Here is a 12,440-nt window from a genome sequence, read left to right as displayed (position 1 = left end):
CACGCGCAGCGGCAACACCGACATCGCGAACTACCGCGGTTTTGGAGATTTCCGTGTGTCGTATGGTGCGCCCAATGGCTGGGAATTGGCCGCCACGCTGCGCAAGGGCATGCGCAAAGGCTACGGCAGCGTGGATGCGCAACTCACCTATCCGATGAGCCGCATCTTCAGCGGCACGGCCGGTTACCTGTTCATCCAGTACTTCACCGGCTACGGCGAGAGCCTGCTCGACTACAACCACAAGCTGGGCTCGCAGTTGCGTGTCGGGTACAGCCTCTCGCGCTAGGAACCTGTTCACGATCCTACTGCGCAGCCCGATCTTGGCCCTGTGATACTCGCCGTACCCATGTACGGCTGCGTTTCTCGGACCAACCTCGGGCCGCTCGCCACGGATCGTGAACAGGTTCCGCCCGTCAGCGTTACAGCGTGTGCTGGCCGCTGGCTTCAGGTTGAAAGGCGACGCGCTCGATGCGCAGCCCATGCTTAGCGCCGTTGGGCGCGGTGTACTTGACCGACTTGCCCTCGCGCTGGCCCAGCAGCGCCGCGCCCATGGGCGAGAGCACCGACAGCTTGGCCGACGCCACGTTGGCCTCTTCCGGGTACACCAGCGTCCACTCCTGCTCCGTACCGGCGTCATCCACCACGCGGACCACCGAGTTCATCGTCACCACGTTGGCGGGAATCTTGTTGCCGGGCACAACGTTGGCACGGGCGATGAGGTCATCGACGAGCTCGGCCAACGGCGAGCTGCTACCGGCGCGGGCAGCAGCGTTTTCCAGGCGGGTGAGGTCGAGCTCGGTCAGATAGATGACGGCTGCGGACATAGCGATCTCCTACGGATTCGTCTTGAACACTAGGTAACGCCACCGCCGATGGCATGACAGCCCTGGGCGATGGCAAGAAAACCAGCGGGCGAAACGCCGGCCGGTGGTGATACCGAACTGCAGGTGTGGGAGGGAGCCCGGCGGCGAGGTGCCGCTAGGGCACTAGAACAACCGCCGGGCAGCGGCAAGGGCCGCGGTCATCGCCTGAGCGGCGTGCGGCAATGCGTGCGCCATGCGCTTCGGGCGCACGACGCGGGAAGAGAGTGCAACGAGAAAAGCCGCGGCAAGCTGCATGCCACGTTGAAAGCGCAGGAACACCGGCGCGCCAGACACGCCGAACACCGCAAACACGGTCGTATCGACCGGGATTGCGGCAGTCGCAGCGTGCGAGGCGGTGGTGTTCTGGATCATAGAGCGAGGTCAGCTTTCGCTTACTTGGGTGCAGCCACCGTCACCAGGGCCGGGCGCAGCACGCGGTCGGCCAGGGTGTAACCGCGCTGGAGCACGGTCACCACGGTGTTGGGTTCCTGATCGGCCGGCACCATCGAAATAGCCTGATGACGATGCGGATCGAACTTCTCGCCCACCGGGTTCAGCTCGGTCACACGACCCTTTTCGAAAGCGGCGTTGAGCTGTTTGAGCGTCAGTTCGACGCCTTCACGCAGCTTGGCAGGGTCACCCGAGTTATCGGCCAGGGCAGCATGCATGCTGTCCATCACGGGCAGCAAGTATTCAGCAAAGCTCTCGATGGCGAACTTGTGCGCCTTGGCCACATCGTCCTGCGCGCGGCGGCGGATGTTCTCGCCTTCAGCCGTGGCACGTGCCCAGTTTTCGTAGTTCTGGCGCGCCTTTTCCTCGGCAGCTTCCAGTTGGCGGCGCAGTTCGGCGACGTCCGCATCGGCCACGGCTTCCGCCACGGCAGCTTCGTCACCGGCAACGGCCTGGGCATCGGCGCTGGCGCGCTGAGCCTGGCTCGAATAGGCATTGGCAGCCTGGCCGGCAGCAGCGGATTGCGTCGGCTGGGCGGCTTGCGTGTCCGGGGTCGAGGGGGTTTCCGAAGTGTGTTTCATAGCGCTGGATAAAGGGATCGACGCACAACATGTGCCGGGCGCCAGATCCGCTGGATTTTCACAAACGATTTCTCCCCGATATGGGGCATTTGGCGCGCCTTTCAAGGGCGCGTGACGCACGGCAACTGTGCGCCGTGCATCACGAAATATCGCGTTACAAGTTTCATCCAACTGCAACGGCACGGCGATTGCGACGCCACAATTGGCCACCTATGATGCAAGAAAAATCTGGGGGGCGCGAGCTTCTTTGAGGGTTCGTACCATGCACAACAAGCTACCCGTATTCACCGTGCTCCTGCTGTTGACCTTGACCGCAGCGACAACGTTCATTTGCCTGTCCGGCGCCGTCACACCGCGTTATACGGAGTACGGCAGCGGCAAGGCGATCTTCAAGCACTACATCAGCAAACCGGCGCAGATGCAGCAGTTGTCGCGCGGCCTGAGCTTCGCAAGTTAGCACACACTCGCGCGCATCGGCTAACTTCAGCCGTCTCAATCACCCAGTTTGTCGATGCGACGCCGGTCCCGCTTGGTCGGTCGACCCGCAATTTGTGTGGCGGGCTCTCGATAGAGCCGACGTCTGTCGGCATCTTCCTCGCGTTTTAAGCGACTCGTATCCGTCTCGGCGTAGAGCGTTTGCGCAACAGAAGCGGGACCGCGTATCTCGGCCAGCGCCAGCACTTCCAACTCCCACTGCTGTTCATGCGCGTGCACCCGTACGCGGTCACCAATCTTCACGTCCTTGGCCGGGCGGACCGGCTGGTCGTTGATCTGCACGCGGCCGCGCTCCACCGCGTCAGTCGCCTGCGAGCGCGTCTTGAAGAAGCGCGCCGCCCATAGCCACTTGTCGATACGTACGCGGTCTGCCGCGTCGGTGCTCACTTTCATGCAGCGGCACCCTTGCTCTGCGCGCGCGTGCGGCTAGCTTCGAGCACGTGCGGATGCGTGAGCGTCAGCGGCCAGCCCTGCAGATGCGCGAGTGCGATGTCGGCAATGCCGGCGATCCACGCCTCGTTGTCGTTCAGACACGGGATGTAGTGGAAATCCTTGCCACCGGCGACACGGAAGGTGGATTGCCCTTCCATGGCGATCTCTTCCAACGTCTCCAGGCAGTCAGCCGGGAAACCCGGACAGAACACGTCGACCCGGTTGGTGCCGACACGGCCAAGCTCTTCCAGCGTGGGTGCGGTATACGGCTGCAGCCACTCGGCGCGGCCAAAGCGCGACTGGAAAGTGACGAAGTACTGCCCCGGCTGCAGGCCAAGCGCCTCGCCCAGCAGGCGGCCGGTCTTCAGGCATTCGCAGTGGTACGGGTCGCCCAGTTCGAGCGTGCGGCGCGGCACACCGTGGAACGACAGCAGCAGCTTGTCGCCATGCGCAAAGTCCGGCGTGCCGTGCTGCGCCCAGTACGCGCCCACCTGCTGATGCAGCGCATTGATATAGGCCGGGTCGTCATGGAAATGCTTGACCAGGCGCAGCTCCGGCTGATTGCGCATCTCCCCCAGTACGCGAAAGACCTCGTCGAACGCCGTGGCCGTGGTGGTGCCGGAATACTGCGGATACATCGGCAGCACAAGGATGCGCTCGACGCCCTGCTTGCGCAGTGCCTGCATGACTGACGAGATCGACGGATTGCCATAGCGCATCGCACAGGCGACCACCACGTCGTGGCCTTGCGCGTTCAACAACTGCTGCAGCGCATGCGCTTGGCGCTCGGTATAGACGAGCAACGGCGAGCCCGTCATGTTGGCCTCGCGCAGCCAGATGCTCTCGTACTTGTGTGCGGACGCCCGCGAGCGCAGCGGCACGATCAACACGTTGAGGATGAACCACCACGCGGCGCGCGGAATCTCCACCACGCGCGGATCAGACAGGAACTGGCGCAGGTAGCGGCCGACCTCGCGCGGCGAGGTGCCGTCGGGTGTACCGAGGTTGACCAGCAGGATCGCCGTGCGATCGGGCTGGCCGTGCTGGAACAGAGGTTCAGGCAAGAAGGGCATGGAACGCGGGGTCGCGAATGACCCGGCCGATTATACGAGTGTGAGTAAAACGTACCTCTCCCAACCTCGTCTGCTCTAAAGAACCTCACAGGATTGCGCTGCACAGGGCGATGCCAATATTCGACTCGCTCAACGCCTGGGCTAAACTCGCGGCTCAAATGGCAGTCGCCGCCACAGCGGCATCGCCTCTTAGCGCCGATATTGCACGCCATTCCATCAGCCCTAGAATTCGACCAACAAGAACAAGGTGATTATGGGAGTCAAGAAAACAACGGTTCGCACGACCTCGAAATCTGTGTACCGAACCTGCGCAGCCCTGTTGATCGCACCGTTCGTACTGCTCGGGTGTGCGAGCAATACGGCACCGGTGTCGATGCAGTTTGCGGCGAAAACCGATGCGGCAAAATATCGCCGCGTGGCAGTGCTGCCCTTTGATGGAGATGGCGGTGCAAAAGCCACCGTCGACTTCGAAAGCATGCTGTCTTCCGTGCGGTACGAACAACGCCCCTACTTCACGATTGTTGATCGGCAGCAGCTTCTGAATGTGATTGGCGAACTCGCACTACAGCGCAGCGGGCTTGTCGACCCTCGCTCGGCCTCGAAGATCGGGCGCCTGACCGGCGCTGAAGCGCTCTATGGCGGCACCGTTGTCATTGCCCCGATCGCCTACAAGTACTCCACGGAAAGCCGAACTGTCTGCCCAAAAGACAAGGACAAGAAGTGCTTCACAACGCAGGTCCGCTGCACGACAAAAACGGCTCGATTTGAACTAACGCCAAGACTTGTTGAGGTGACTCGCGGCACGGTTGTCTACAGCGAAACCAAGGTCGGTTTGGCAAGCTCGTATCGGTGTGATGATCAGGCGACCGACGACCCCGAACAGGTGCTGCTGGCCAAAGCCGCGGCGAGTGCTTTCCAACAGGCGCGGGAAGACGTGGCGCCATACGAGAAAAACGTGCTCGTCAAGTTCCAGAGCAATGAGGATGGGATCAACCCGCAGTCTCTAGAGACGTTCAGAGGATCCTTGGAGTTTGCAAATGCTGGGCGATTCGATCGGGCGTGCACACAGTGGGGCGAACTCGCACGCGCCAATCCTTCAAGCTTTGCGCTGCAGTACAACCTCGCCGTGTGTGATGAAGTCAGTGGCCGCCTCGATTCAGCCCTGGTGAAATACCAACAAGTGGATTCGACGCTGACAAAGCCGAACCCAGATGTCAACGCAGCCCTCGTGCGGGTGCGCGAAGGCATCGCCCAGCAGGACAAGCTGAAGAAGAAGCCAGGCGACCCTCGCGCTTCGGCTCCGCAGGCAACCCGCTGAGCGATAAATGCGCCCCTCTACACTGCCACGCCATCCTTGACCACGCCGACGCAGGGGTTCAGGCCCATCGCATAAGCCAGGTCGGCAGGCCGATCGATGCGCCAGAGCGCGAAGTCGGCCACGCAGCCTGGCGCAAGCACGCCGCAGGTGCCGGACAGACCCAGTGCGGCGGCGGCGTGGCGCGTGGCGCCCGTCAGTGCTTCCAGCGGTGTCAGGCGGAACAGTGTGCAGGCCATGTTCATCGCCAGCAGCAGCGACGTGAGCGGCGAAGTGCCCGGGTTGGAGTCGGTCGATACGGCCATCGGCACGCCGGCTTCGCGTAACGCGGCCATCGGCGGAAGGCGGGTCTCGCGCAGACAGTAGAACGCGCCGGGCAGCAGCACGGCCACCGTGCCCGCCTGCGCCATGGCGGCGATGCCGGCGTCGGTCAGGCATTCGAGGTGATCGGCGGACAGACCGCCGTAACGTGCCACCAGCGCCGCCCCGCCCTGATCGGAAAGTTGCTCCGCGTGCAGCTTGACCGGCAGGCCCAGACGCTGCGCAGCGTCGAACATGCGCGCCGTCTGTGCGGGTGAAAAGCCGATGGTTTCGCAGAACGCGTCGACGGCATCGACGAGGCCCTCTTCCGCCAGTGCGGGCAACACCTGGGCACAGAGGTAATCGATGTAGTCATCCGCGCGGCCGGCGAACTCCGGCGGCACGGCGTGCGCGCCGAGGAACGTCGTGCGCACGCGCACCGGCAACAATTGGCCGAAGCGGCGTGCGACGCGCAGCATGCGGCGCTCGGTTTCCAGATCCAGACCGTAGCCGGATTTGATCTCGATGGTCGTGACGCCTTCTGCGCGCAACGCGTTCAGACGCGGCAGGCTGGCTTCGGCCAACGCATCTTCGCTGGCCGCCCGCGTGGCGCGCACCGTGGACAGAATGCCGCCACCCGCGCGCGCAATCTCTTCATACGGCACACCATTCAGGCGGGCTTCGAATTCATTGCTGCGGTTGCCGGCGTAGACGAGGTGCGTGTGGCAGTCGATCAGGCCCGGTGTGAGCCACGCGCCGCCGCCATCGTGCTCACGCGTGGCGCTGGCGTTGGCGGGCAGGTCGGCACGCGCACCCAGCCACGCAATGCGGCCGTCCTTGACAGCGATGGCGCCGTCGCGAATCTCACCGTAGCCGTCGGCATCGGCCGCCAGCGTGGCGAGATGGACGTTGACCCAGAGTGCATCCCACTGCGTGTCAGCCATGAGCGGTTCCTTGCAGACCAATGCCGTCTGCCACCCGCGCAACCAGGCGGGCAGCGACACGTGCCGTGTGGTGATCAATGTCGAGCGACGGGTTCAGTTCCGCCACATCTGCCAGCCGCAGCTTGCCCGAGCTGACCACGCGATCCACGATGGGCTCGATCACGTCCATCGACACGCCGCGTGCAGAGGGCGCGCTCACGCCCGGGGCGACGCCGGCCGGCAGGACATCCAGGCACATCGTCAGATAGACATGATCGACTTGGCTGAGGAACACCTCAACCACTTGCAGCACGTGTGCGAGCTGCATGATGTCCATCTCGTCATCATGCATCCAGCGTACGCCTAGCTGGCGGGCGCGGGCAAACAGCGCTTCAGTGTTCGCGTAGGTGCTCACGCCCAGGCAGGCGTAGTGGAACGGCCAGCCGCGCCGCGCACAGTCTTCGGCGATCTGGCGGAACGGCGTGCCGGAGCTGCCGCGCTCGCCTGCGCGCAGGTCAAAGTGCGCATCGAGATTGAGGATGCCGATACGAGGTGCCTGCTTCGACTTGGCGGCCAAGTGCCGCGCCAAGCCGCCGAACGATGCCCATGCGATCTCATGCCCACCGCCCAACGCGATGGGAAACGCGCCACGGTCAAGCAGATCGTGCAGCACGCCGGACAGCTCGCTCTGCGCGTCTTCCAGCGCATCGCCCTGGCACGTCACGTCGCCCGCATCGACGACCACGCGGCCGGCCCGTGCGGGCAGGTTCGCGAGCATCTTGCGGATAGCGTTCGGGCCAGCCTGCGCACCGGTGCGCCCGTAGTTACGCGCGACACCAGCATCGCACGCAAACCCCGCCAGCGCGACCGTGTTGGCCAGCGACGTCGACGCATCAATGCGGTGGACCGTCTGATGCCAGCGCAGGCCCAGCGGCCCCTCCTCCGCATCCACACGGCCTTGCCAGACGTTCGGTTCAGCTTGGGCCAGCATGATCAGACGAGTGCGAGGTCGGCCAGTTGGACGCGGCACGAATCGCCCAAGTCACCATCGAGCACGAGGCGGCGGGCCGCTTCGATGTCGGGAGCGAACAGGCGGTCCTCGCCGTAGTACGCCACGCGTGACCGGATACAGCCATGCGCTTTCTGCAGCGTGTCGGATGTGGCCAGCGGCTTGTGGAAGTCAATGCCCTGCGCAGCGGCCAGTGCCTCGATACCGACGATGGTGGCGGTGTTCTCTGCCATGTCCTGCAGACGGCGGCCGGCGAAGGTCGCCATGCTGACGTGGTCTTCCTGGTTGGCGGAGGTCGGCAGGCTGTCGACGCTGGCCGGGTGGGCAAACGTCTTGTTTTCCGACGCCAGGGCAGCCGCCGTGACGTGCGCAATCATGAAGCCCGAGTTCAAGCCCGGTTGCTCGACCAGGAACGGCGGCAGGCCCGACAGTGTGGAATCGATCAGCAGCGCGATGCGGCGCTCCGACAGCGCACCGATTTCGGCAATCGCCAGCGCGAGCATGTCGGCAGCAAACGCCACCGGCTCGGCGTGGAAGTTGCCGCCCGAGATCACTTCACCGGCTTCGGCATAGACCAGCGGGTTGTCGGTCACGGCGTTGGCTTCGGTAAGCAGCGTGGCGCCGGCCTGACGGATCAGGTCAAAGCACGCGCCCATGACTTGCGGCTGGCAGCGCAGGCTATAAGGATCTTGCACGCGCTTGTCGCCCACGAGGTGCGACTGGCGGATGGCGCTGCCGGCCAGCAGGTTGCGGTACACGGCGGCGGTGGCGATTTGGCCAGCCTGACCACGTACGGCATGCACGCGTGGGTCGAACGGCGCATCGCTGCCCTTGGCGGCGTCCACCGACAGCGCACCGGCCACGGTGGCGGCCTTCAACAGGCGCTCGGCCAGGAACAGGCCATTCAATGCCAGCGCGGTCGATACTTGCGTGCCGTTGATCAGCGCCAGACCCTCCTTGGCGGCCAGTGCGATCGGTTCGATACCGGCGGCGGCCAGCGCTTCACGTGCCGGGGTACGCACGCCGTTCACGCGCACATCACCCTCGCCCAGCAGGGCCAGCGTCATGTGTGCGAGCGGCGCCAGGTCGCCCGACGCACCCACCGAACCCTTGGACGGAATGCACGGCACGATACCTGCGTTCAGCAACGCCAGCAGCGTGTCGATCACAACGCGGCGCACGCCCGAGTAACCGCGTGCGAGGCTGGCTGCCTTCATCAGCAGCACGAGGCGCGCAACGCTGTCGCTCACGTCTTCGCCAGTACCCACGGCGTGCGACAGGATCAGGTTGCGTTGCAGACGCTCCAGCTCGTGCGTGGGGATCTGCGTTTTGGCCAGCAGGCCGAACCCGGTGTTGATGCCATACGCCGGGGCACCCTTGGCGACGATGGCCTGCACGGTGGCGGCCGATGCCTCGATGGCGGCAGCGCAATCGCCCGACAGCGCCACAGGCGTGGGCGCGAGCCAGACGCGGCGCAGGTCGTCAAAGGACATCGCGCCGGGTTGCAGCGTCAGGACAGGGGGCGTGGTCATGGTGTTCATGGTCAAAGCAATGGGATGTTTCATTGTCGCCCTTGCACAAAAAAGCGTACATCGCAGGGGCACATCGTCTGGTCGTATCCAATCCCCGCCCGCGCGGGGATGCCTGAATCCGATCCGGGCTCAGCCGATCATCGGCAGGTTCAAACCGTTGCGCTTGGCGCAGGCGACGGCGCTCTCGTAGCCGGCGTCGGCATGGCGCATCACGCCTGATCCCGAATCGTTGACGAGCACACGCCCGAGGCGCTTGGCTGCGGCGTCCGTGCCGTCAGCCACGATCACCACGCCCGAGTGCTGCGAGTAACCCATGCCGACGCCGCCACCGTGGTGCAGCGACACCCAGGTCGCGCCACCGGCAGTGTTGAGCAGCGCGTTGAGCAGCGGCCAGTCCGACACGGCGTCAGTGCCGTCGCGCATGGATTCCGTCTCACGGTTGGGGCTGGCGACCGAGCCGGTGTCGAGGTGATCGCGGCCGATCACGATCGGGGCCTTCAGCTCGCCGTTCTTGACCATCTCGTTGAAGGCCAGGCCAGCCAGGTGGCGCTCACCCAGGCCCAGCCAGCAGATACGTGCGGGCAGACCTTGGAAGGCGATGCGATCACGCGCCATGTCGAGCCAGCGGTGCACGTGCGTGTTGTGCGGGAAGAGTTCCTTGATCTTGGCGTCAGTCTTGTAGATGTCTTCCGGATCGCCCGACAGTGCCACCCAGCGGAACGGGCCCTTGCCCTCGCAGAACAGCGGACGGATGTAGGCCGGCACGAAGCCCGGGAAGTCGAAGGCGTTCTTCACGCCTTGGTCGAACGCGACCTGGCGGATGTTGTTGCCGTAATCGACGGTCGGGATGCCCATGGCCTGGAAGTCGAGCATGGCCTGCACGTGTACCGCGCAAGACTTGGCGGCCTCTTCGGTCAGGCGGGCGTGCTGCGACGGATCGCGTTGCGCAGCACGCCATTGCTCAACCGTCCAGCCCACCGGCAGGTAGCCGTTGACCAGATCATGCGCCGAGGTCTGGTCGGTCACCAGATCCGGCTTCAGGCCGCCGGCGCGGGCACGCTTGACCAGCTCCGGCAGGATTTCCGCTGCATTGCCAAGCAGGCCGATGGACACGGCTTCGCCGCGTTCGCAATGGTGGCGGATCAGGTTGAATGCGTCGTCGATGTCCTTGGCCTGCTTGTCGAGGTAGCGCGTACGCAGACGGAAGTCGATGCTCGATTGCTGGCATTCGATGTTCAGCGACACAGCGCCGGCCAGCGTGGCGGCCAGCGGCTGTGCACCGCCCATGCCGCCCAAGCCGGCGGTCAGGATCCAGCGGCCAGCCAGCTTGCCGTCGTAATGCTGGCGACCCGCTTCGGCAAACGTCTCATACGTGCCTTGCACGATGCCCTGGCTGCCAATGTAGATCCAGCTGCCGGCGGTCATTTGGCCGTACATGAACAGGCCCTTGCGGTCCAGCTCGTTGAAGTGCTCCCAGTTCGCCCACTTCGGCACGAGGTTCGAGTTGGCGATCAGCACGCGCGGTGCGTCCGGATGTGTCTTGAACACGCCCACCGGCTTGCCCGATTGCACCAGCAGCGATTCGTCGTCGTTCAGCTCGCGCAGCGTTTCCAGAATCTTGTCGAAGCAGGCCCAGTCGCGCGCCGCACGGCCGATGCCGCCATAGACAACCAGGTGCTTCGGGTTCTCGGCCACGTCCGGATCAAGGTTGTTCTGCAGCATGCGGTAGGCGGCTTCGGTCAGCCAGCTCTTGCAGTGCAGCTCAGTCCCGCGCGGTGCGCGGATCTCGCGCGAGGCGTCGTAACGCGGGTCATTGGTCAGGTGTGCGGTGTTGGTCGGGGCATTCATGTGAGGTCTCCTGCGAACTCCTTGGGTGTGCTGAGCATCTTATGTTGTATATACAACTTAGGCAAGAAAACTTTACAAGCTAAGAGCAAACCCTGATGATGGCTGGCATCCGCACATCACATCCGTCTCCAAACCGCCCCCAAAGTCGACTCCATGTCACAAGATCAGTCCGCCAGCACCCCCGCCTTCCAGCGCATCAAGGAAGACATCCTCATGCGCATCCGCAGCGGCGAGTGGCAGGAGGGCGAAATGATTCCGGGGGAAACAACCCTGGCGCAGACCTTTGGCGTGTCGCGCATGACGGTCAACCGGGCACTGCGCGAGCTGACTGCCGAGCAGATCCTCACGCGCGTGCAGGGGCTCGGCACGTTCGTTGCGCAGCAGAAGTACCAGGCGACGCTGGTGGCGATCCGCAACATTGCCGAGGAGATTGCCGCACGCGGCCACCAACATCGCGCCGAGCTGCACAAGCTTGAACGCGCCCGCGCCAATGAGGCGCTGGCTGCAGCGTTTGGCGTGTCGACGGGGTACCTGCTATTTCACTCGCTGATCGTGCATTTCGAGAACGACCTGCCGATCCAGGCGGAAGACCGCTGGGTCAATGCTGCACTGGCGCCTGACTACATGGAGCAGGATTTCACGCAGACCACGCCGAATGCCTACCTGATGCGTGCTGCCCCGCTGCAGGGTGTCGACTACGGTATCGAGGCACGCCTGCCCCCGCGCGACATCGCCGAGATGCTGCATATGGATGTGCGCGAGCCGTGCCTGATGCTGCGGCGCAAGACCCTGTCGCAAGGTCAGGTCGCCTCGGTGGCGACCATGTGGCACCCGGGCGGGCGCTATCAGTTCACGGGGAGTTTCTAGGCAGCCACCGGCGCTGCGCCGGGACTCAGTGCAGGTTCACCGGGCCACGGCAGCCCCGCCCACGCCCCCTTGGGATCGAGCAGTTGGCGCACGTGCGAGGCATCAAAACCGCTGCCCAGCGGATCGGCGCGAAACGCGGCCACCCATTGCCGCCGCCCCGCAATGAAGGCGTGGCCGAAGTCTTCCCAACCCACAAAACAATCCTGCGCGCGCTGTGCGTTGAGCAGCAGCACCCGCCACGCCACCATCGGGTCGGCCCACCCCATCAGCATGGCGTTGCGCACCAGGAACGCCATGCGCACGCAGGCAAACGCCAGCGCCGCACGCGGGTCATCCGTGGGCTGTAGTGCATGCAGGTCTGCGCGAAACCATTGGGCTTCCAGCACCCGAGAAAGATGCGCCCTCACCTCATCATCGGATGTGGTGGGGCGTAACTCCATCTGGTGCAGCAGCGGCGCGCGAAACAGCTTGCGCGCCTCTTCATTGAGTTCAGTCGTGACCGGGCTCATGAAGCCCGTCAAGCCGGTCGTCTCTACCATGGGCTGCGCCAAAGCCAGCGCCCAGTGCTTGCGCGGCGTGAAAGCGGCGCGCTTGGCCGGCCGGAAGTACCGGACCACGCGCCACAGCACATACGCCGCCAGCAGAATCTTGAGCCAGGTGGGCATCGATATCCTCGCCTATCCGTGGTGTGCGCCGGCTTGCGTGGCCAGTGCTTCCGCTTCCTGCGCGGACATGTCGGGCCAAGGCACGTC

At 64.4% G+C, this 12,440-nt stretch carries 14 protein-coding genes; 4 read left to right on the top strand and 10 right to left on the bottom strand.

What is annotated here, in order from left to right:
* Positions 1-286, top strand: a 286-nt coding sequence (locus JHD73_RS23220; RefSeq protein ID WP_199032537.1) for a phospholipase A, incomplete at its 5' end; no start/stop codon positions are given.
* 133 nt (positions 287-419) lie between these two features.
* Here the strand turns inward: JHD73_RS23220 and rnk are convergent.
* From rnk to grpE, 3 genes are all read right to left on the bottom strand, one after another.
* Complete coding sequence (gene rnk / locus JHD73_RS23215) at positions 420-824, bottom strand: nucleoside diphosphate kinase regulator (protein ID WP_199032536.1); 405 nt, start codon at positions 822-824, stop codon at positions 420-422.
* A 162-nt stretch (positions 825-986) separates the two neighbouring features.
* Entirely contained in the window at positions 987-1,235 is a 249-nt protein-coding gene (locus tag JHD73_RS23210) for a hypothetical protein (RefSeq protein WP_199032535.1), read from the bottom strand.
* Between the two features lie 20 nt (positions 1,236-1,255).
* Positions 1,256-1,894 (bottom strand): nucleotide exchange factor GrpE, encoded by a 639-nt coding sequence (gene grpE / locus JHD73_RS23205; protein WP_199032534.1) that lies wholly within the window; start codon positions 1,892-1,894, stop codon positions 1,256-1,258.
* 262 nt (positions 1,895-2,156) lie between these two features.
* Between grpE and JHD73_RS23200 the strand changes: the two genes are divergently transcribed.
* A complete protein-coding gene (locus JHD73_RS23200; RefSeq protein WP_021195890.1) occupies positions 2,157-2,351 on the top strand; it encodes a hypothetical protein in 195 nt (64 codons plus the stop codon).
* A gap of 35 nt (positions 2,352-2,386) precedes the next feature.
* Here JHD73_RS23200 and JHD73_RS23195 read toward each other — a convergent pair whose 3' ends face one another.
* Positions 2,387-2,782, bottom strand: a complete 396-nt coding sequence (locus tag JHD73_RS23195; protein ID WP_199032533.1) for an RNA-binding S4 domain-containing protein — start codon at positions 2,780-2,782, stop codon at positions 2,387-2,389.
* The gene (gene hemH, locus JHD73_RS23190) at positions 2,779-3,894 is read right to left on the bottom strand and encodes a ferrochelatase (RefSeq protein WP_199032532.1); all 1,116 of its coding nucleotides are present in this window, start codon (positions 3,892-3,894) and stop codon (positions 2,779-2,781) included. Before hemH ends, JHD73_RS23195 begins: the two co-directional genes overlap by 4 nt.
* Before the next feature lie 319 nt (positions 3,895-4,213).
* On the opposite strand from hemH, the gene JHD73_RS23185 reads away from it, so the two are divergent.
* A complete protein-coding gene (locus tag JHD73_RS23185) occupies positions 4,214-5,212 on the top strand; it encodes a CsgG/HfaB family protein (RefSeq protein WP_199032531.1) in 999 nt (332 codons plus the stop codon).
* Between the two features lie 17 nt (positions 5,213-5,229).
* Here JHD73_RS23185 and hutI read toward each other — a convergent pair whose 3' ends face one another.
* The 4 genes from hutI to hutU all read right to left on the bottom strand — a co-directional run bounded on the left by hutI (position 5,230) and on the right by hutU (position 10,821).
* Positions 5,230-6,453 carry an imidazolonepropionase gene (gene hutI / locus JHD73_RS23180; RefSeq protein WP_199032530.1) on the bottom strand — a complete coding sequence of 408 codons (1,224 nt, stop codon included), beginning with the start codon at positions 6,451-6,453 and terminating at the stop codon, positions 5,230-5,232.
* Positions 6,446-7,423 carry a formimidoylglutamase gene (gene hutG, locus JHD73_RS23175; RefSeq protein WP_199032529.1) on the bottom strand — a complete coding sequence of 326 codons (978 nt, stop codon included), beginning with the start codon at positions 7,421-7,423 and terminating at the stop codon, positions 6,446-6,448. The genes hutI and hutG overlap by 8 nt, the downstream gene beginning before the upstream one ends.
* Positions 7,424-7,425: 2 nt before the next feature.
* Positions 7,426-8,982 (bottom strand): histidine ammonia-lyase, encoded by a 1,557-nt coding sequence (hutH, locus tag JHD73_RS23170; protein WP_199032528.1) that lies wholly within the window; start codon positions 8,980-8,982, stop codon positions 7,426-7,428.
* Positions 8,983-9,102: 120 nt separating this feature from the next.
* Complete coding sequence (hutU, locus tag JHD73_RS23165) at positions 9,103-10,821, bottom strand: urocanate hydratase (protein ID WP_199032527.1); 1,719 nt, start codon at positions 10,819-10,821, stop codon at positions 9,103-9,105.
* A gap of 153 nt (positions 10,822-10,974) precedes the next feature.
* On the opposite strand from hutU, the gene hutC reads away from it, so the two are divergent.
* On the top strand, positions 10,975-11,688 hold the full coding sequence (gene hutC / locus JHD73_RS23160; RefSeq protein ID WP_199032526.1) for a histidine utilization repressor: 714 nt from the start codon (positions 10,975-10,977) through the stop codon (positions 11,686-11,688).
* Here the strand turns inward: hutC and JHD73_RS23155 are convergent.
* Positions 11,685-12,353: a DUF1266 domain-containing protein gene (locus tag JHD73_RS23155; RefSeq protein ID WP_199032525.1), complete on the bottom strand. Its 669-nt coding sequence runs from the start codon at positions 12,351-12,353 to the stop codon at positions 11,685-11,687. The two genes, hutC and JHD73_RS23155, sit on opposite strands and share 4 nt — an antisense overlap.
* Positions 12,354-12,440 lie beyond the last annotated feature (87 nt).

Origin of the sequence: Ralstonia sp. ASV6 (assembly GCF_016429285.1) — a bacterium.
In the GTDB taxonomy this organism is placed as follows: domain Bacteria; phylum Pseudomonadota; class Gammaproteobacteria; order Burkholderiales; family Burkholderiaceae; genus Ralstonia; species Ralstonia flaminis.
The sequence above is the reverse complement of the archived record's forward strand: the minus strand, read 5'-3'. Positions and strand labels throughout refer to the sequence as shown.

Coding starts and splice junctions, on each gene's coding strand:
- rnk (WP_199032536.1), bottom strand. CDS start 824: ATGTCCGCAGCCGTCATCTATCTGACCGAGCTCGACCTCACCCGCCTG.
- JHD73_RS23210 (WP_199032535.1), bottom strand. CDS start 1,235: ATGATCCAGAACACCACCGCCTCGCACGCTGCGACTGCCGCAATCCCG.
- grpE (WP_199032534.1), bottom strand. CDS start 1,894: ATGAAACACACTTCGGAAACCCCCTCGACCCCGGACACGCAAGCCGCC.
- JHD73_RS23200 (WP_021195890.1), top strand. CDS start 2,157: ATGCACAACAAGCTACCCGTATTCACCGTGCTCCTGCTGTTGACCTTG.
- JHD73_RS23195 (WP_199032533.1), bottom strand. CDS start 2,782: ATGAAAGTGAGCACCGACGCGGCAGACCGCGTACGTATCGACAAGTGG.
- hemH (WP_199032532.1), bottom strand. CDS start 3,894: ATGCCCTTCTTGCCTGAACCTCTGTTCCAGCACGGCCAGCCCGATCGC.
- hutI (WP_199032530.1), bottom strand. CDS start 6,453: ATGGCTGACACGCAGTGGGATGCACTCTGGGTCAACGTCCATCTCGCC.
- hutG (WP_199032529.1), bottom strand. CDS start 7,423: ATGCTGGCCCAAGCTGAACCGAACGTCTGGCAAGGCCGTGTGGATGCG.
- hutH (WP_199032528.1), bottom strand. CDS start 8,982: ATGAACACCATGACCACGCCCCCTGTCCTGACGCTGCAACCCGGCGCG.
- hutU (WP_199032527.1), bottom strand. CDS start 10,821: ATGAATGCCCCGACCAACACCGCACACCTGACCAATGACCCGCGTTAC.
- hutC (WP_199032526.1), top strand. CDS start 10,975: ATGTCACAAGATCAGTCCGCCAGCACCCCCGCCTTCCAGCGCATCAAG.
- JHD73_RS23155 (WP_199032525.1), bottom strand. CDS start 12,353: ATGCCCACCTGGCTCAAGATTCTGCTGGCGGCGTATGTGCTGTGGCGC.